The sequence below is a fragment of the Micromonospora sp. HB375 genome, assembly GCF_017872985.1.
GTDB lineage: Bacteria > Actinomycetota > Actinomycetes > Mycobacteriales > Micromonosporaceae > Micromonospora > Micromonospora chalcea.
The window spans coordinates 5,556,990-5,574,745 of sequence record NZ_JAGGJO010000001.1 but is presented as its reverse complement, the minus strand read 5'-3'; the positions used below and the strand labels follow the sequence as shown (position 1 = coordinate 5,574,745).

17 protein-coding genes are annotated in these 17,756 nt (G+C 74.3%); 13 read left to right on the top strand and 4 right to left on the bottom strand.

The genetic code is table 11. The features are described 5' to 3' along the window. Window positions 1–18: 18 nt before the first annotated feature. Window positions 19–1,302 (bottom strand): cytochrome P450, encoded by a 1,284-nt coding sequence (locus J3R08_RS24550; protein ID WP_209962911.1) that lies wholly within the window; start codon window positions 1,300–1,302, stop codon window positions 19–21. Between the two features lie 239 nt (window positions 1,303–1,541). Between J3R08_RS24550 and J3R08_RS24545 the strand changes: the two genes are divergently transcribed. Next, a complete protein-coding gene (locus J3R08_RS24545) occupies window positions 1,542–1,928 on the top strand; it encodes a hypothetical protein (RefSeq protein WP_043328981.1) in 387 nt (128 codons plus the stop codon). Window positions 1,929–1,935: 7 nt separating this feature from the next. Here the strand turns inward: J3R08_RS24545 and J3R08_RS24540 are convergent, their stop codons facing one another. Then, complete coding sequence (locus tag J3R08_RS24540; RefSeq protein WP_013287999.1) at window positions 1,936–2,154, bottom strand: DUF397 domain-containing protein; 219 nt, start codon at window positions 2,152–2,154, stop codon at window positions 1,936–1,938. A gap of 66 nt (window positions 2,155–2,220) precedes the next feature. On the opposite strand from J3R08_RS24540, the gene pepN reads away from it, so the two are divergent. The 10 genes from pepN (at window position 2,221) to J3R08_RS24490 (ending at window position 13,233) form a co-directional block, all read left to right on the top strand. Beyond that, window positions 2,221–4,737, top strand: coding sequence for an aminopeptidase N (pepN, locus tag J3R08_RS24535; RefSeq protein WP_209962909.1), 2,517 nt, complete (start codon window positions 2,221–2,223; stop codon window positions 4,735–4,737). An 89-nt stretch (window positions 4,738–4,826) separates the two neighbouring features. Next, on the top strand, window positions 4,827–5,423 hold the full coding sequence (nadD, locus tag J3R08_RS24530) for a nicotinate-nucleotide adenylyltransferase (RefSeq protein ID WP_030503098.1): 597 nt from the start codon (window positions 4,827–4,829) through the stop codon (window positions 5,421–5,423). 110 nt (window positions 5,424–5,533) lie between these two features. Beyond that, window positions 5,534–5,938 carry a ribosome silencing factor gene (rsfS, locus tag J3R08_RS24525; protein WP_043328985.1) on the top strand — a complete coding sequence of 135 codons (405 nt, stop codon included), beginning with the start codon at window positions 5,534–5,536 and terminating at the stop codon, window positions 5,936–5,938. Next, entirely contained in the window at window positions 5,935–6,564 is a 630-nt protein-coding gene (locus J3R08_RS24520; RefSeq protein ID WP_043328986.1) for a histidine phosphatase family protein, read from the top strand. The genes rsfS and J3R08_RS24520 overlap by 4 nt, the downstream gene beginning before the upstream one ends. 48 nt (window positions 6,565–6,612) lie before the next feature. After that, window positions 6,613–7,467 (top strand): DegV family protein, encoded by an 855-nt coding sequence (locus J3R08_RS24515; protein WP_043328988.1) that lies wholly within the window; start codon window positions 6,613–6,615, stop codon window positions 7,465–7,467. Window positions 7,468–7,476: 9 nt separating this feature from the next. After that, window positions 7,477–8,253: an SDR family NAD(P)-dependent oxidoreductase gene (locus tag J3R08_RS24510; protein WP_043328990.1), complete on the top strand. Its 777-nt coding sequence runs from the start codon at window positions 7,477–7,479 to the stop codon at window positions 8,251–8,253. 126 nt (window positions 8,254–8,379) lie between these two features. After that, window positions 8,380–9,258: a ComEA family DNA-binding protein gene (locus tag J3R08_RS24505; protein ID WP_113972686.1), complete on the top strand. Its 879-nt coding sequence runs from the start codon at window positions 8,380–8,382 to the stop codon at window positions 9,256–9,258. Further along, window positions 9,255–11,669, top strand: a complete 2,415-nt coding sequence (locus J3R08_RS24500; protein WP_374102389.1) for a ComEC/Rec2 family competence protein — start codon at window positions 9,255–9,257, stop codon at window positions 11,667–11,669. The genes J3R08_RS24505 and J3R08_RS24500 overlap by 4 nt, the downstream gene beginning before the upstream one ends. Window positions 11,670–11,791: 122 nt before the next feature. Next, the gene (holA, locus tag J3R08_RS24495; protein ID WP_043328991.1) at window positions 11,792–12,772 is read left to right on the top strand and encodes a DNA polymerase III subunit delta; all 981 of its coding nucleotides are present in this window, start codon (window positions 11,792–11,794) and stop codon (window positions 12,770–12,772) included. Continuing rightward, window positions 12,769–13,233, top strand: a complete 465-nt coding sequence (locus J3R08_RS24490) for a hypothetical protein (protein WP_043328992.1) — start codon at window positions 12,769–12,771, stop codon at window positions 13,231–13,233. Before holA ends, J3R08_RS24490 begins: the two co-directional genes overlap by 4 nt. 172 nt (window positions 13,234–13,405) lie before the next feature. Here the strand turns inward: J3R08_RS24490 and rpsT are convergent, their stop codons facing one another. After that, window positions 13,406–13,672: a 30S ribosomal protein S20 gene (rpsT, locus tag J3R08_RS24485; RefSeq protein ID WP_030503107.1), complete on the bottom strand. Its 267-nt coding sequence runs from the start codon at window positions 13,670–13,672 to the stop codon at window positions 13,406–13,408. A 450-nt stretch (window positions 13,673–14,122) separates the two neighbouring features. Beyond that, entirely contained in the window at window positions 14,123–15,199 is a 1,077-nt protein-coding gene (locus J3R08_RS24480; protein ID WP_245254802.1) for a phosphotransferase family protein, read from the bottom strand. Between J3R08_RS24480 and J3R08_RS24475 the strand changes: the two genes are divergently transcribed. Beyond that, the gene (locus tag J3R08_RS24475) at window positions 15,198–15,734 is read left to right on the top strand and encodes a DUF4240 domain-containing protein (RefSeq protein ID WP_043328995.1); all 537 of its coding nucleotides are present in this window, start codon (window positions 15,198–15,200) and stop codon (window positions 15,732–15,734) included. The two genes, J3R08_RS24480 and J3R08_RS24475, sit on opposite strands and share 2 nt — an antisense overlap. Window positions 15,735–15,840: 106 nt before the next feature. After that, window positions 15,841–17,718, top strand: a complete 1,878-nt coding sequence (gene lepA / locus J3R08_RS24470; protein ID WP_187694230.1) for a translation elongation factor 4 — start codon at window positions 15,841–15,843, stop codon at window positions 17,716–17,718. Window positions 17,719–17,756: the final 38 nt, after the last annotated feature.

The following is a 17,756-nucleotide window of genomic DNA, read 5'->3' as shown; positions in this document are numbered from 1 at the left end:
CGACCGGGGGCGTCCGCTTCAGCGCAGCGGGCGCACCCCGTCGGCCCGATGTGCCCCGTCGACCGGGCGTACGCCGTCGAGCACCAGCCCGCTGGGCGGCAACGCCGGCATGGCGCCCAGGTCGAGCGCCAGGTCCTGCGGCGGTACGCGGTAGTCCATCGCGCCGGTCAGGTTCGTCACGGCCCGCTTCATCAGCTCGATGGTGATCCACTCACCGGCGCAGCGGTGGCCGGTGAAGTGGTCGCCGCCGCCCTGCGGGATCAGGCCGAACGGGTCGTCGCGCCAGCCGGTGAAGCGCTCGGGGCGGAACTGCTCCGGCTCCGGCCAGGTGCCGGGGTGGTGGTTGGTGCCGTACAGGTCGAGCAGCACCCGCCGGCCCTGCGGGAACGTGTACCCCCGCCACTGGAACGAGCGGCGCACCCGGGCCGCGGCGACCGGGAAGAACGGGTAGTAGCGGCGTACCTCCTGCACGAACCGCTCGGTCGCGGCGTCGTCGCCGGGTAGCCGGTCCCGCCAGTGCGGATGGTCGTGCAGGGCCAGCGCGGCGAAGACCACGTACCGGTCCACCGCCACGGTGGGGCGCAGCACGTTGAGCAGTTCCACTGCGGCGATCCGGCTGGGCAGCGGCAGGCCCCGCTCGTCCCGGTGCCCGGCCACGACCGCCAGCGCGCTGCCCTCCGGGGCGGGCACCGCGCCCGCGTGTACCCGTTCGATCAGGTCGCCGGCCCATCGTTGCGCGCGGTAGCGGCCGAGCCGGCCGCGCCAGTGCCGGGGGCCCAGCGCGGCCGGCGCCTCGATCATCGCGTGCATCTCGGCGGTGCGGCGCGGCACGTCGGCCTCGGCCAGCGGCACCCCGGCCCAGGCCCAGACCGTACGGGTCAGGATCTCGCCCACCTCGTCGTAGAGCACCACCGGGCCGTTGCGGGCCCAGACCGGGATCCGGGCCCGCCACTGTTCGTCGAAGATCTCCCCGAGGCGGCGGATCGCGGCCGACGTCATGATCGACATGAACATCGCCTTGCGGACCCGGTGCGCCTGCCCGTCCAGGCCCTGCACGCCGCCGACACCGGTGAGCGTGCGCTGCCCGCGCATCGGCATGGCGCCCCGCCGCACGAACCGCTCCTCGTCGTAGAACAGCTCGGCGGCCTCCCGGCCGCGCAGGCAGATCGTCGGCTCCAGCAGCAGCCGGGTCTGGAACACGTCGGTGCCGAGGCGGTCGCAGCGAGAGCCGACGAAACGGTAGCCCTCCCGGATGAAGGCGAGCGTGCTGTCCGGGCTCCGGTCGCTCGGCATGGTGCTCATGTCGGCTGCTCCTGACGCGGTTCGGCGGCGCTGCCTACCTACCCCGGGCGACGCCGCCGAACCCTTCATCTCAGCAGCTCGGGCCGCACGCGGGAGGGGCCAGCCGGTCGGGCGGACGCTGGCCCCTCCCCGGCGGCGGAAAAGCTGGTTCCCTCGAGGCACGCGGACCGGCGGCTACCGGTCCGGCGCCCGCCGGCGTGGTGTCCGGCGAGGGTCACCGGCGACGGGGGAGGGCACTGATGCGTGACGACAGCGCGGCGCGGCGGCACCGCGAGGCGTGGGCCGGGCTGCGCGGGGACGGCCGCGACGGCCCGCTGATCGGCGGGCCCCGGCGCGCCGGGGCCCGCCCACCGCGGTACTTCACCGTGCACCTGGGCTTCGCCGCCACCGATCCCGCCGTCGCGCGGGAGCAGGCGGTGGCGTACGCCGAAGCGCTCGGCCTGCTCCGCCCGGAGCTGGCGCTCGGCGCGGCGGCCCTGTCCCCGGCGGACGCCTGGCACCGGGCCGAGCGGCTGTTCTGCGACGCGGTCGGGCCCGACGGCGAGCGCTGCGCCGACGTGGCCGGGCACCCCGGCTTCCACCACGCGCCCGGTCCGGGCGGCCTCGGCTGGGGCGACGGTGACTGAGGTGCGCTCAGTCCAGGTCGAACTCGCCGTCCTGGGCGCCGGCGACGAACGCGTCCCACTCGGCCTGGGTGAAGACCAGCACGGGCCCGTCCGGCTCGGCGGAGTTGCGCATACCGATCAGGTCGTCGACGAATGCCACCTCGACCGCTCCCTCGGAGGTGTCGCCCTCTGCCCGCTGCCAAACCGCCCGGGAGAGGTCGAAATCGCCCTTGGGGTGCTGACCCATCGCTGCTCCTCCATCGCCATGCGTAACGAGGCGGCCCGAGCGGACCACATCGGGCAGGATAAGCGGATGCCGAGCCTCACCCGTGCAGAGGCGACCGCGCGCCGCGCGTCGATCACCGTCGAGTCCTACGATGTGGACCTCGACCTGACCGGCGACGCCGAGCGGTTCCGCTCCGCCGTCACAATCCGGTTCCGGGCCACCCCCGGCGCCGAGACCTTCGTCGACGTCAAACCGCGCCGACTCCTCGCCGCCCGCCTCAACGACAGCGACCTCGACCCGGCCCTGCTGGCGGACGGCCGGCTGCCGCTGACCGGCCTGGCCGCCGACAACACGCTCACCGTCGAGGCCGAGATGGCCTACTCCAACACCGGCGAAGGGCTGCACCGGTTCGTCGACCCGGCCGACGGCGAGACCTACCTGTATGCGCTGTCCTTCCTGGACGAGGGGCCGCGCCTCTTCGCCGCGTTCGACCAGCCCGACCTGAAGGCGCCGGTGACGCTGACCGTCACCGCGCCACCGGAGTGGACGGTGGCCGCCAACGGGCCGCTCGCCGACCGGCCCGCACCGGGGCGCTGGGAGTTCGCCACCACCGAGCCGCTGGCCACCTACTTCGTCTCGCTGATCGCCGGGCCCTGGCACGTGCTGCGCGCCGAGCACGACGGCATCCCGCTCGGCCTCTACTGCCGGCGTTCGCTCGCCGCCCACCTGGACGCCGACGCCGACGAGATCCTCACAGTCACCCGGCAGTGCTTCGACCGCTTCCACGAGCTGTTCGCCGAGCGCTATCCGTTCGGCAAGTACGACCAGGCGTTCGTGCCCGAGTTCAACGCCGGCGCGATGGAGAACCCGGGCCTGGTCACGATCCGCGACGACTACGTCTTCCGCTCGGCGGTGACCGACACCCAGCGGGAGCTGCGCGCCACCACGATCGCCCACGAGATGGCACACATGTGGTTCGGCGACCTGGTCACCATGAGCTGGTGGGACGACCTGTGGCTCAACGAGTCCTTCGCCGAATACCTGGGCACCCGGGTCACCGCCGAGGCGACCCGGTTCGACCGGGCGTGGACCACGTTCGCCAGCCGTCGCAAGGCGTGGGGCTACACCGCCGACCAGCGCCCCTCCACCCATCCGGTCGCGCCGGAGGAGGTGGCAGACGCCGCCCGGGCGCTGCTGAACTTCGACGGCATCTCGTACGCCAAGGGCGCCAGCGTGCTCCGCCAGCTCGTCGCCTGGCTCGGTGACGAGGCGTTCCTGGCCGGGCTGAACGCGCACTTCGCCGCGCACCGCTTCGGCAACGCGACGCTCGCCGACCTGCTGGCCGCCCTGGGTACGGCGAGCGGCCGCGACCTGGACGGCTGGGCGGAACGCTGGCTGCGCCGCGCGCAGGTGAACACGCTGCGGGTCGACACCGCCGTGGACGCCGACGGGCGGTGGACCGACGTGGCGATCGTGCAGACCGCCCCGGCGAGCCACCCGGTGCTGCGGCCGCACCGTATCGGCGTGGCCCACCACACCGCCGACGGCCCGGCGTACCGGTTCGACGTCGACCTCGACCCCGACGCCGACGGCGGCCGGACGCCGCTGCCCGAGCTGGTCGGACGGCCCGCCACCGGGCTCGTGCTGCCGAACGCCGGTGACCTGACGTTCGCCAAGATCCGCCTCGACCCGGCCTCGGCGGACGCGGTGCCAGCGCTGCTGCCGGGGCTCGACGATCCGCTGGCCCGGGCGCTGCTCTGGGGCGAGGCGCTGGACGCGGTCACCGACGGGGAACGGCCGGCCGGCGCGCTGGCCGCGCTGATCGCGGCGGCGCTGCCCGCCGAGACCGAGGTGACGATCGTCGAGGACGTGCTGCTGCTCAGTCGCCGGCTGATCGACCGCTACCTCGACCCGCTCGGCCGGGACGCGGCGCTGCTGCGGGTGGCGACCGCCTGCGCGGCGTTGCTCGACTCGGCCCCCGCGGGCGGTTCCCTGCAACTGGCGGCGGCGCGGGGCCTGATCGCCGCCACCACCGACACCGCGATGCTCGCCGGCTGGCTGGCCGGTAAGGACGTGCCGTCGGGGCTGGCCGTGGACACCGACCTGCGCTGGGCGGTGCTGCGCCGGCTGGTGGTGCTCGGCGCGGCCGGTACGCCGCAGATCGACGCCGAGGCCGACGCCGACCGCAGCGCCACCGGCGCCGAGCAGGCCGCCGCGTGCCGGGCCGCGCTGCCCGACGCCGACGCGAAGCGGGCCGCCTGGGAGATCGTCACCCGCAGCACCGAGCTGTCCAACCGCCTGGTCGAGGCGACCGCCGAGGGCTTCTGGCAGCCCGAGCAGGCAGAGCTGACCGCCGGGTTCGTGCAGCGCTACTTCACCGACATGCCGGCGGCGGCGCGTCTGCGTACCGCGTGGGTGGCCGACGCGGTCACGGTGGCCGCCTACCCCCGCTACGCCGTGGCGCAGCCCACCCGGGAGATGGCCGCGGCGCTGCTGGCCCGCGACGACCTGACGCCGGGCCTGCGGCGGTGGGTGACCGACCTGGACGACGACATGCGCCGGGCGCTCGTGGCCCGGACGGCGGTGGCCGCCGCGTCGGCCTGAGCTGGGAGCGCGCCGGGTGGGGGACCGCCCGGCGCGCTCGACGGCGGACCCCGCCCGGAGCCGCCGGGCGGGCGGCCTACGATCGCTGGGTGGAGGAAGACATCCGGCGGGTCGGCATCATGGGCGGCACGTTCGACCCGATCCACCACGGGCACCTGGTGGCGGCGAGCGAGGTGGCCGACCGGTTCGGTCTGGACGAGGTGGTCTTCGTGCCCACCGGACAGCCGTGGCAGAAGGCGGAGGAAGCGGTCACCCCGGCCGAGGACCGTTATCTGATGACGGTGATCGCCACCGCCTCCAACCCGCGCTTCCAGGTGAGCCGGGTCGACATCGACCGCGGCGGCCCCACCTACACCGTCGACACGCTGCGCGACCTGCACGCCGAGTACGGCGCGAAGGCGCAGCTGTTCTTCATCACCGGCGCGGACGCGCTGGAGCGCATCCTCTCCTGGAAGGATCTGGACGAGGCGCTCGAACTGGCCCACTTCATCGGCGTGACCCGGCCCGGCTTCGAACTGACCGACAAGCACCTGCCGGCCGACTCGGTGAGCCTCGTGCAGGTGCCCGCGATGGCGATCTCCTCGACCGACTGCCGCGCGCGGGTCGCCCGGGGCGAACCGGTGTGGTACCTGGTGCCCGACGGTGTGGTGCAGTACATCGCGAAACGGCGTCTCTATCAGCGGTGATTCCGCGCTTTATGTCCCCGTTTGTGCCTGAAATCGACCAGAACTGACAAGTCGCCGCACCGCCGGGTGTGAGAGGCTTGGAGGGTCGCACGGTTGATCGAAGGAGAACGGTGACAGTTTCCGAGCGCGCGCACGAGCTGGCGATGGCCGCCGCCCAGGCCGCGGCCGACAAGAAGGCACAGGACATCGTCATCATCGACGTGGGCGACCAGCTCGCGATCACCGACGCGTTCCTGCTGGCCGCCGCTCCGAACGAGCGTCAGGTGCTCGCCATCGTCGACGCCATCGAGGAGCGCCTGCTGGAGCTGCCGGAGAAGGCCAAGCCGGTGCGCCGCGAAGGCGAGCGCGGCGGCCGCTGGGTGCTGCTCGACTACGTCGACATCGTGGTCCACGTCCAGCACACCGAGGAGCGCGAGTTCTACGCGCTCGACCGGCTCTGGAAGGACTGCCCGCAGATCCCGTTCACCGATCGCGACCTGGCCGACTCGGCCGCCGGCAGCGCCACCGCCGAATGACCCGACTGATCATCTGGCGGCACGGCAACACCGACTGGAACGCCGCGAGCCGCGTCCAGGGCCAGACCGACGTGCCCCTCAACGACCTCGGCCGCGAGCAGGCCCACGCCGCCGCCCCGGTGCTCGCCGCCCTGCGCCCGGACGCGATCGTCGCCAGCGACCTGCGCCGGGCCGCCGACACCGCCGCCGCGCTCGCGGCGCTGACCGGGCTGCCGGTCCGCACCGACGCGCGGCTGCGGGAACGGCACTTCGGCCAGTGGCAGGGCCTCACCCTGACCGAGGTGGCCGAACGGTTCCCCGACGAGTACGCCCGCTGGCGGGCCGGCGACCCGGACCCGGGTGCCGGCCTCGAACCCCTGGGTGACCTGGGTGCCCGGCTCGGCGCCGGGTTCCAGGACGCGGCCGACCTCGCCGTCGGCGGCACGGTCGTGGTGACCACCCACGGCGGCGGCGCCCGGCAGGGCGTCGGGCACCTGCTCGGCTGGGACCACACGGTGCTGCGCAGCCTCGGCTCGCTGGCGAACTGCCACTGGACCGAACTGCGCCACAACGACATCCGGGGCTGGCACCTGCGGGCACACAACGTCGGTCTGGTCACCCGGGCGGCGCTCACCGACGCGGTCTGACACCTCCGGCCCCGGCGCGTCACCGCGCCATCGGCTAGCGTGCCGGTCATGCCCGTCGCGGTCGTCACCGACTCCACCGCCTACCTGCCCTCCGACCTGGCCCGCGCACGCGGGCTCACCGTCGTCCCGCTCACAGTCGTGCTCAACGGCGCGGAAGGGCTGGAGGGCGTCGAGACCTCCCCGGCCGACGCCACCCGCGCGCTGAGCGGCCGGCGGGTCTCGGTGAGCACGTCCCGGCCCGCGCCCGAACAGTTCGCGCAGGTCTACCGCACGCTGCTCGCCGAGGGCGCCGACGGCGTGGTGTCGGTGCACCTGTCCGCCGAGCTGTCCGGCACTGTCGAGGCCGCCCGGCTCGCCGCCGCCGAGGTCGGCGACGACCGCGTCACCGTCGTCGACAGCCGATCCACAGGCATGGGCCTCGGCTTCCCGGCGCTCGCCGCCGCCGCGGCCGCCGCGGCGGGCGCCGACCTGACCGGGGTACGCGACGCGGCGCTGGACGCGGTCGCCCGCACCACCATCTACTTCTACGTCGACACGCTGGAGTTCCTGCGCCGGGGCGGCCGGATCAACGCGGCCGAGGCGCTGCTCGGCACCGCGCTCTCGGTAAAGCCGATCATGCACATGCCGGATGGCGCGATCGTGGTGAAGGACAAGGTCCGTACCGCCAGCCGGGGAGTCGCGCGGCTGGTCGACCTCGCCGTCGAGGCGGCAGACGACGCCCAGGTCGACGTCGCGGTGCACCACCTCGCCGCGCCGCAGCGGGCCGAGCAGTTGCTGACGGCGCTGACCGAGCGGCTGGGCGACCGGCTGCACGACACGTACGTCACCGAGGCCGGAGCGGTGGTCGCCGCCCACGCCGGGCCGGGGCTGGCGTGCGTGGTGGTCCACCGCCGTACACCCTAGGGTGGCCGGATGAACCTCCGGTCGTATGTCGTCACCGGCGGCGGGCGCGGCGTCGGACGCGCCATCGTCGAACGGCTGGCCACCGACGGCGGCATCGTGGTCGTGGTCGAACGGGACACGAGCGCACTGGACTGGCTGGCCCGGCATCCGCTCGCCGACCGGCTGCACGCCGTGACCGGGGACGCCGGCGACGAGGCGGTCACCGGCCGGGCCGCCGACCGCGCCGAGGCGTACGCGCCGCTGGCCGGCTGGGTCAACAACGCCGCCGTCTTCCGCGACGCCGACCTGCACCGCGCGCCCGCGAGCGAGGTGGTCGACCTGATCACGCTCAACCTGCGGCCCGCCGTGGCCGGGGCCGGCACCGCCGTACGCCGGTTCCTGGCCGCCCGTACCGGCGGCGCGATCGTCAACGTCTCGTCCCACCAGGCCCGCCGGGCGGTGCCGGGCGCGCTGCCGTACGCCACCGCCAAGGCCGCGCTGGAAGGGCTGACCCGGGCGCTCGCCGTCGACTACGGCCGCCACGGGATCCGCGCCAACGCGGTGGCGCTCGGCTCCGTCCACACCGAACGGCACGCCGCCTACCTGGCCGGACTCGACCCGGCCGAGGTCGCGCACGTCGACGCGGAGATGGCCCGGCTGCACCCGCTCGGCCGGATCGGGCGTACCGACGAGGTGGCCGAGGTGGTCGCGTTCCTGCTCTCCGAACGCGCCTCGTTCGTCAACGGCGCGGTCGTGCCGGTCGACGGGGGACGGGCCGCGCTCGGCCTGGACCCGGAGGCGCGCTGACCGTAGTTTTCGGCCACCTAGCACGGCCAGGGCTTGATCGGGTGTGTGTCCACAGTCCCTTGGTTGTCCACAGGTGAGCGTTCATCGGCCGATGCGGGACGAGCTGTCGCCGTAGCGTCCCGAGCCGTGCCAGACGACGAGGAGACGACGGTACGGCGGCGGCTCGCCCGGCTGTTCGGGCCTGGGCCCGGCGAGGCCGAGCCGGGTCTCGGGCTGCGTCCCGGCTTCCCGGAGCGCGACGGCGGGCGGGAACCCTCGTCCGGGGCGAACCCCTGGTCCGCCGAGCCGGACGCCGACGACGGCCCGTCCCACGATGCTCCGGTGGCCGCGCGCGGCCTGGCGTCCCGGCTGCCCGGACCCGGGGCGTTCGATCCCGGCCGCCGGGGTGTGCGGGCGCTCGCGGCGGTGGCGGCAGTGGTGGTCGTGGTGGCCGCCGTCTGGGCCTGGCGCTCGCGTCCGAGCACCGAACCCGTGCCGCCGGTGACGGCGTCCTCCGAGGCGCCTGTGGGCGCGGCGACCGAGGCGGTCACCGGGGTGCCCGCGTCAGCCGGCGCACCGGGTCAGGTGGTCGTCGCGGTGGCCGGGAAGGTCCGCCGCCCCGGCCTGGTCCGGCTGCCGGCCGGCGCCCGGCTGGCCGACGCCGTCGAAGCGGCAGGCGGCGCGCTGCCCGGCGTCGACGTCGCGCTGCTCAACCCCGCCCGCAAGGTCACCGACGGTGAACTGATCCTGGTCGGCGTGACCGCCCCACCGCCACCGGGCGGGCCCGCCGCGGCGGGCGCAGGCGGTGCGCCGGGCGGACCTGCGGCGCCGGCCGGACCGGTCAACCTGAACACCGCGACGCTTGCCCAGCTCGACGCGCTACCCGGCGTCGGCCCGGTGCTCGCCCAGCGGATCCTCGACCACCGCGACCAGCACGGCGGCTTCCGGTCCGTGTCCGACCTGCGGCAGGTCGACGGCATCGGCGACGCCCGGTACGAGCAGCTCAAGGAACTGGTGACGGTGTGACCGGCCGGCGTGCCGCTGCCTCGCCCGTCCTCGACGGTGACCCTGCGCCTGTCCGCGACGTGCCCGACCTGCGGCTGGCCGGGTTGGCGGTGGCCGCGTGGCTCGCCGCGCTGGCCGGGCTGCACCTCACCGTCCGCGCGACCGTGTGGACGGCCGCCGTCGCCGCCGCGCTCGCCCTCCTGGCGGCCCTGCGCTGCTGCGGCGTGCTCGGCCGACCGGGGGAACCGACCCGCCGCTACGGCTGGATCGTGGTCGCCGTGCTGCTCGGCGTGGTCTGCGGGGCCGCCGCCACCGGCGCCCGGCTCGCGATCCGCGACGCCACGGCGGTACGCGCTCTGGTCACCGAAGGCGCAGTGGTCACCGCCGACCTGGTGCTGCGCGACGATCCCCGCCCGGTACGCGGTGCCCCCGGCCGGCCACCGATGCTCCTGGTCCGCGTCGACCTGGTCCGCCTCACCGGAGGCGACGGCGCGCGGGTCACCGGCCCGGTACGCGCCCTGGTGCTGGCCACCGACCCGGCCTGGCGGCCGCTGCTGCCGGGTCAGCGGGTCACCACCCAGGGGCGGCTGTCCGCCCCGCGCGGCGGTGACCTGACCGCCGCCGTGCTCTCCGCCGCCGATCCGCCCACGCTGCGCGGCAGCGCGTCCTGGCCGCAACGGGCGGCCGGGGTGCTGCGATCAGGGCTCCAGCGCGCCTGTGCGCCGCTGCCGGACGCGCCGGGCGGGCTGCTGCCCGGCCTCGTGGTGGGGGACACCAGCCGGCTGCTGCCCGAGGTGGAGGAGGACTTCCGGGCCACCGGGATGACGCACCTCAACGCGGTGTCCGGCTCCAACGTGGCGATAGTGGTCGGCGCGGTGCTGCTGCTGGCCCGCTGGGCGCGCGCCGGTCCGCGTACCGCCGCCACGCTGTGTGTGCTCGCCCTGGTCGGGTTCGTCATCCTGGTACGGCCCTCGCCGAGCGTGGTGCGCGCCGCCGCGATGGGTGCGATCGGGCTCGCCGCGCTGGCCGCCGGGCGGTCCCGGTCGGCGCTGCCCGCGCTCGCCGCGGCGGTCACCGGACTGGTCCTGTACGACCCGGACCTCGCGGGCGACCCGGGGTTCGCGTTGTCGGTCTGCGCCACCGGGGGACTGCTGCTGCTCGCGCCGGGATGGCGGGACGCGCTGCGCCGCCGGGGCGTACCGCCCGGGCTGGCCGAGGCGCTCGCCGTGCCGGCCGCCGCGCAGCTCGCCTGCGGCCCGGTGATCGCCGGACTGTCCGCGACGGTGAGCCTGGTGGCGGTGCCGGCGAACCTGTTGGCGGTGCCGGCCGTCGCGCCCGCCACTGTGCTCGGTGTGCTGGCGGCGGTGCTGTCGCCGGTGTGGCCGGGCGGCGCGGAGTTCCTGGCCTGGCTGGCGAGTTGGCCGGCGCGCTGGCTGGTGGCGGTGGCCGCGCACGGGGCGGACCTGCCGGCCGGGAACCTGCCCTGGGTGGGCGGGGTGGCCGGGGCCCTGCTGCTGGCGGGGGTGAGCGTGGCGCTGCTGCTCGCCTTCCGCCGACGCCGGGCGCGGCGGCTGGTCGCGGTCGTGGTGATGGCGGTGGTGCTCGGCGCGGCGCCGATCCGGTTGCTTGCCTCCGGCTGGCCGCCGCGCGACTGGGTGGTGGTGGCGTGCGCGGTGGGACAGGGGGACGCCGTGGTGCTGCCGGTGGCGGCCGGCCGGGCCGTGGTGGTCGACGCCGGACCGGACCCGTCCGGCGTGGACGCCTGCCTGCGCCGCCTGCGCGTACGTGAGGTGTCGCTGCTGGTGGTCAGTCACTTCCACGTCGACCACGTCGGCGGCGTGGCCGGGGTGTTCCGGGGCCGGCGGGTGGGCGCGGTGGTGGGTCCGTCCTGGTCCGAGCCGCCCTACGGCGCCGCCCAGGTACGCGAGGCGGCCCGCCGGGCCGGTGCGCCGCTCGCCGCCGCGCAGGCGGGCTGGCGGTGGCGGGCCGGAGCGGTGGACCTGGTCGCGGTCGGGCCGCCGCACCCGCTGCGGGGCAGCCGGTCCGACCCGAACAACAACTCACTCGTCCTGACCGCCACCGTGGCCGGGGTACGGGTCCTGCTCGCCGGTGACGCCGAGACGGAGGAGCAGCGGGCGATGCTGGAGACGATGCCGGCCGCCGCGATCCGGGCCGACGTGCTGAAGGTGGCCCACCACGGCTCGGCGTACCAGGATCCGCAGTTCCTCGCCGCGGTGCGCCCGGCGGTGGCGCTGGTGTGCGTGGGCGTCGACAACGACTACGGGCATCCCAACGCCGGGTTGCTGGACCGGCTGGCCCGGGGCGGCGCGCGGGTGCTGCGTACCGACACCGGCGGTGACCTGGCCGCCGTGCGCGTCGGCGCCGGCCTCGCCGTGGTGACGCGCGGCCCCGATCCGGTACGACAGCGGTGAGGCGGCGAATCTTGTTGCGATAGATGGTGGATCAAGGCAAATGTCTGGATTTGCGCTGAGTGCGGGCTGTGCCGTCACAGTCCTCGATGACCAGGTCCGATCGGGTCGGAGGGCGTGCGAGTATGGGCGACGTGACCCCCGCCGACCTGCCTCCTATTGTGCTCGTCCTCGGCGACGAGGAGCTGCTCGCCACGCGAGCGGTGACCGAAGCCGTCGCCCGGGCCCGCGAGGTGGACCCCGACGTGGACGTGCGGGAATACCAGGCCGGCACGCTCACCGTCGGCGAGATCGCCGAGATGCTCAGCCCGTCGCTGTTCGGCGGCCGCCGGGTGCTGGTGCTCCGCTCCGGTCAGGACGCCCGCAAGGACCTGTCCACCGCGCTACTGGCGTACGCGAAGAACCCCGACCCGGACGTGCAGCTCGTCGTGCTGCACCTGGGCGGGGCCAAGGGCAAGGCGTTCGCCGACGGGCTTCGGGCGGCCGGTGCCACGGTGGTGCCGGCGATGAAGCTCAAGGGCGACCGGGAACGGGCCGCCTTCGTGCGGGACGAGATCCGCCGTAACGGGGGCAAGTGCACGCCGGACGCGGCCGACGCCCTGGTCGCGGCGGTCGGCAACGACATGCGTGAGCTGGCCGCCGCCTGCTCGCAGCTGCTCGCCGACACGGACGGGCGGATCAGCGCGGACACGGTGGCCCGCTACTACCGGGGGCGGGCCGAGGTGACCGGCTTCACGGTGGCCGACGCGACGATGGTCGGCGACGTGCCCGGCGCGCTGGAGGCGCTGCGCTGGGCGCTGCACGTCGGCGTCGATCCGGTGCCGATCGCCGACGCGCTGGCCGACGGCGTACGAACCGTGGCCCGGGTCGCCGCCGCCGGGCGGGGAAGCCCGTTCCAGCTGGCCAAGACGCTGGGCATGCCGGCCTGGAAGATCGAGAAGGCTCAGGTGCGGGCCCGGGGCTGGACGCCGGAGGGCCTGGTCGAGGCGATGCGGGTGGCCGCCGAGTGCAACGCGGCGGTCAAGGGCGGCGCCGACGACCGGGCGTACGCGCTGGAGCGAGCCGTGTTCTCGGTGGCCGCGGCCCGGCAGGGCGGCGCCCGGTGACCCGATCGTGGTCGACTGTGGCCACGGACGAGGAGCGGTACCGCCCGCTCTACGCCCGGGTGCTGGGCCTGCGCTTCGTCAACCCGGGCGGGGTGCTCTGCTTCCTGTTCTTCGAGGGCGCGATGGCGCTCGCCGTGCTGCTCGCGCTCGCCGAACTGGTGAGCTGGTGGGCGGTGCTGGTGCTGCCGGTCGCGGTGGCCGCGATGGTCAAGCTCAACGACGTGGTCGCCGAGATGGTCGTCCGCACCGCGGCGCTGGTGCCCGAGCAGGAGCGGGACCGCTTCCGGCGGCAGATGGAGCCGGTGGTCGGCCGGGCCCGGGTGCCCGCGAGCGCCCGCGCGCTGCCGAGCGGCGCGGTCCGGAGCGTCCGGTCGTTGCCGGGCGGCACGCCAGCCGACTCCCGGGGCGTCCGCTACCACCACCCGCAACGCGCGACGTTCGACCGCCCGACCGAGCGCTAGCAGCGCCTCTTCCCCGCGCCGCGCCCCGCGCCTTCGCGCGGAGATCTTGGTACGGAACCGCCCCTCAAGGGGCCGTTTCGTACCAAGATCTGCGGCGTGATCGGAGTGGGACAGCCGGAAGCCCCGTGGGCTCGATGGCCCCGGGGCTTCCGGTCGGGATCTGCGGTGCCGGTCAGGCAGAGAACGAGGCGACGCGCTTGGCGATCGCCGACTTCCGGTTGGCCGCCTGGTTGGCGTGGATGACACCCTTGCTGGCAGCCTTGTCCAGCTTCCGGGTGGCCTCACGCATCAGCACGGTGGCCTTCTCGGCGTCGCCCGCCTCGGCAGCCTCGTGGAACTTCCGGATGGCGGTCTTCAGCGACGACTTGACCGACTTGTTACGCAGCCGGCGCTTCTCGTTCTGCCGGTTGCGCTTGATCTGGGACTTGATGTTCGCCACGCGACAGCCTCGTCTTGATAGCTCGGGTTGGTCTGCTTTCGCGCACGACGAGCATGCGTCATCGCCGCGCGAAAAGCCAGGCTACCAGGTCGGTCCCCGACGAGCCAAAACGCCTCCGGCTGGGGCCCACCTGCCACCGTCACCAGCATGCCGTCGCACCCAGCGATCACACCAGTCCGATCGGCGTTTCCAGGCTGGTCGAGCGGCGCGCCACTTCGGGGAAGTGGCGGGGCCAGGGCCGGTGTGATGTGGCCATTTCCCCGTGCTGGTATGGATCAAGGGCGAGGGCCGGTGGACGGGCGCGCCAGTTCGGGGAGGTGGCGGGGTCAGGGGCGGTGTGATGCCGCTACTTCCCCGTGCTGGTGTGGATCAAGGGGGGAGAGGGCCGGTTCGGTGGGATGCGGCCACTTCGCCGAACCGGGTGGATCACGGGGAACCGGCGGGGTGGGGTCAGGACCAGCCTCGCCGCTCGGCCAGCCAGCTGAGCGCCTGCTCGCCGCTCCAGCGCTGGTGGGCGCGCAGGTGCGGGGACGCCGTCGACGGTTCGGCGGCGGCCCCGGTCAGGTAGTAGCCGGCCAGCGCGGCCAGCGTCACGTCCAGCGCATCAGCGGGCGCCCCTGCCACCGCCGGGTGACCGGCGAACGCGCCGTCCGCGTCCAGGCCACTGGCGTACGCGGTGAGCAGCAGCCCGGCCAGGTCGAACCAGGCCGGCCCGTGACAGAGCCACGGCCAGTCGCACAGCCAGGCGCGCCCGCCGGAGTCGATCAGGAGGTTGTCCACCCGCAGGTCGCCGTGGGCCAGCCCGGGGGCCGCGTCGGCGTACCCGGGCAGGCGCGACTCCAGCGCCACCAGCTCGGCCAGCGGGGCGCCGGCGGCCTGCTCGGGCAGTGGCTCGCGCCCGGCGGCCACCTCGCCCCACCAGAGGATGTCGTCGCGGGCCAGGTCCGCGAGCCGGGGGAGCGGGAGCGCGGCCAGCTGCGCAGGCGGGTCGGCGAGGGCGGCGGCCACCTCGGCGTACGTGGCGAGGGCGGCGTCCAGCTCGGCCGGCGCCCAGGGCAGCGCGGGGGTGTGCCCGTCGATCGCGTCGAGCGCCAGCGCGTACCAGCCGGACTCGGTGAGCGCCCAGCGCGGCCGGGGCACCGGCAGGCCGGCCGGGAGCCGGGCCAGGATCGCCGCCTCGTGGGCGTACCAGTCGACCAGGTGCCGTTGCCCGTGCAGCGCCGCCGCCTTGACGAACACACGCTCACCGTCTGGGCCGGTCAGCACGGCGGCGAATCCGCTGGTGAACCCGCCGGCGGCCACCCGTACCGCCGCCGGTGGGCCGCCGAGCCGGGCGGCCAGCGCGTTCCGCAGCCCGGCCGGCAGGTCGGCCCAGCCCGGCCGCACGGCCGTCGACCCGTACGCGACGGGCGGGAGTGAGATCGCACGCACCGCACCATGCTGCCGCACGCGGGCCGAACCGCCCCGCCGCACCGGCGGCGCGCGGCGAACCGGCGCGTCGGAGGGCTCTGCCAGACTGCCTGCCATGAGGACCGACGAGTTCTGGCAGCTGATCGACGACGCCCGCGCCGGGGCCGGGGGAGAGCCCGACGCGGTCGCCGCCCGGGCGGTCGCGCTGCTGGCCGAGCGCGACCCGGAGGAGATCGTCGGGTACGCCCACCACCAGCGGCGGGTGCTCGCCGCCTCCTACCGGGTGGATCTCTGGGGCGCGGCGTACCTGATCAACGGCGGCGCCTCGGACGACGGCTTCGAGTATTTCCGGGGCTGGCTGATGACCCAGGGCCGGGCGGTGTTCGCCAAGGCGGTCGGCGACCCGGACTCGCTCGCCGAGTTGCCGCAGGTGCGGGCGGCGGCGCTCAGCGGCGAGGAGTTCGAGTGCGAGGACATGCTGGCGGTGCCGTGGGACGCGTACCGGAAGGCCACCGCGACCGACCTGCCGGCCGAGCGCGACCCGGTGCCGGTGCCCGACCTGAACGACTTCTGGGACTTCGACGACGAGGAGGAGGCCCGGCGTCGGCTGCCGAGGCTGGCCACCCTCTTCGTGGAGCCACCCGTGGAATAGCAGTGGAGTAAAGGGGGAGTCCGGGCGCTCCCGGGGCGACGTGGGACCATGGAGGGGGCCGGCGGCGCGCCGGCCCGCTCACGTCAGCCGACCAGAACGGACCGCTGTGCCACCGACGCTCGATCCCGGCGCGAACGCTCCTGGTGCCACCGACCCGGCGCGCATCCGGAACTTCTGCATCATCGCCCACATCGACCACGGGAAGTCGACCCTGGCCGACCGGATGTTGCAGCTCACCGGTGTGGTCGACCCACGGCAGATGCGCGCGCAGTACCTGGACCGGATGGACATCGAGCGCGAGCGCGGCATCACCATCAAGAGCCAGGCCGTGCGGATGCCGTGGACGATCCGCGAGGGCGAACGGGCCGGTGAGACGGCCGTGCTCAACATGATCGACACTCCGGGCCACGTGGACTTCACCTACGAGGTGTCCCGTTCGCTGGCTGCCTGCGAGGGCGCGATCCTGCTCGTCGACGCCGCGCAGGGCATCGAGGCGCAGACGCTCGCCAACCTCTACCTGGCGCTCGAGAACGACCTGCACATCATCCCGGTGCTCAACAAGATCGACCTGCCGGCCGCCCAGCCGGAGAAGTACGCCGAGGAGCTGGCGCACCTGATCGGCGGCGATCCGGCGGACTGCATCAAGGTCTCCGGCAAGACCGGCGAGGGCGTGCCGTACCTGCTGGACGAGATCGTCCGGCAGTTCGTGCCGCCGGTGGGTGACGCCGAGGCCCCGGCCCGCGCGATGATCTTCGACTCGGTGTACGACGTCTACCGGGGCGTGGTCACGTACGTCCGGGTGATCGACGGCCGGATCTCGGCCCGGGACCGGATCAAGATGATGTCCACCGGCGCGGTCCACGAGCTGCTGGAGATCGGTGTCATCTCGCCGGAGATGGTCAAGGCCGAGGCGCTCGGCGTCGGCGAGGTGGGCTACCTGATCACCGGCGTGAAGGACGTGCGCCAGTCCCGGGTCGGTGACACGGTCACCATCAACAACAACCCGGCCAAGGAGGCGCTCGGCGGTTACAAGGACCCGAAGCCGATGGTCTACTCGGGGCTCTACCCGATCGACGGCTCGGACTACCCGAACCTGCGCGAGGCGCTGGACAAGCTCAAGCTCAACGACGCCGCGCTGGTCTACGAGCCGGAGACCTCCGGCGCGCTGGGCTTCGGCTTCCGCTGCGGCTTCCTCGGCCTGCTGCACCTGGAGATCATCCGGGAGCGGCTGGAGCGGGAGTTCAACCTCGACCTGATCTCCACCGCCCCGAACGTGGTCTACCGGGCCATCCAGGAGGACGGCGAGGAGATCGTGGTCACCAACCCGAGCGAGTACCCGACCGGCAAGATCGCGGAGGTGTACGAGCCGACGGTGCGGGCGACGGTGCTGACCCCGAACGACTACGTCGGCGCGGTGATGGAGCTGTGCCAGGGCCGCCGGGGCAGCCTGCTCGGCATGGACTACCTCTCCGCCGACCGGGTGGAGCTGCGCTACACGCTGCCGCTGGCCGAGATCATCTTCGACTTCTTCGACCAGCTCAAGAGCCGTACCAAGGGTTACGCCTCACTGGACTACGAGCCCTCCGGCGAGCAGGCGTCGGACCTGGTGAAGGTGGACATCCTGCTGCACGGCGAGCCGGTCGACGCGTTCAGCGCGATCGTGCACAAGGACAAGGCGTACACGTACGGCACGACGATCGCGGCGAAGCTGCGTTCGCTGATCCCGCGCCAGCAGTTCGAGGTGCCGATCCAGGCGGCGATCGGCAGCCGGGTGATCGCCCGGGAGACCATCCGCGCGATCCGCAAGGACGTGCTCGCCAAGTGCTACGGCGGTGACATCAGCCGCAAGCGCAAGCTGCTGGAGAAGCAGAAGGAGGGCAAGAAGCGGATGAAGATGGTGGGCCGGGTGGAGGTCCCCCAGGAGGCGTTCATCGCGGCGCTCTCGTCCGACTCCGGCGACGGCAAGCCCGCCGGCAAGAAGTAGCGGTCCGGCTCCGCGCAGCGGCCGGCGTCCCCTCGCAG

What these genes read in the sequence shown, in the direction of transcription:
- J3R08_RS24550 (WP_209962911.1), bottom strand. Translation starts at nt 1,302, where the DNA reads ATGAGCACCATGCCGAGCGACCGGAGCCCGGACAGCACGCTCGCCTTC.
- J3R08_RS24545 (WP_043328981.1), top strand. Translation starts at nt 1,542, where the DNA reads ATGCGTGACGACAGCGCGGCGCGGCGGCACCGCGAGGCGTGGGCCGGG.
- J3R08_RS24540 (WP_013287999.1), bottom strand. Translation starts at nt 2,154, where the DNA reads ATGGGTCAGCACCCCAAGGGCGATTTCGACCTCTCCCGGGCGGTTTGG.
- pepN (WP_209962909.1), top strand. Translation starts at nt 2,221, where the DNA reads ATGCCGAGCCTCACCCGTGCAGAGGCGACCGCGCGCCGCGCGTCGATC.
- J3R08_RS24520 (WP_043328986.1), top strand. Translation starts at nt 5,935, where the DNA reads ATGACCCGACTGATCATCTGGCGGCACGGCAACACCGACTGGAACGCC.
- J3R08_RS24515 (WP_043328988.1), top strand. Translation starts at nt 6,613, where the DNA reads ATGCCCGTCGCGGTCGTCACCGACTCCACCGCCTACCTGCCCTCCGAC.
- J3R08_RS24510 (WP_043328990.1), top strand. Translation starts at nt 7,477, where the DNA reads ATGAACCTCCGGTCGTATGTCGTCACCGGCGGCGGGCGCGGCGTCGGA.
- holA (WP_043328991.1), top strand. Translation starts at nt 11,792, where the DNA reads ATGGGCGACGTGACCCCCGCCGACCTGCCTCCTATTGTGCTCGTCCTC.
- J3R08_RS24475 (WP_043328995.1), top strand. Translation starts at nt 15,198, where the DNA reads ATGAGGACCGACGAGTTCTGGCAGCTGATCGACGACGCCCGCGCCGGG.
- J3R08_RS24480 (WP_245254802.1), bottom strand. Translation starts at nt 15,199, where the DNA reads ATGGCAGGCAGTCTGGCAGAGCCCTCCGACGCGCCGGTTCGCCGCGCG.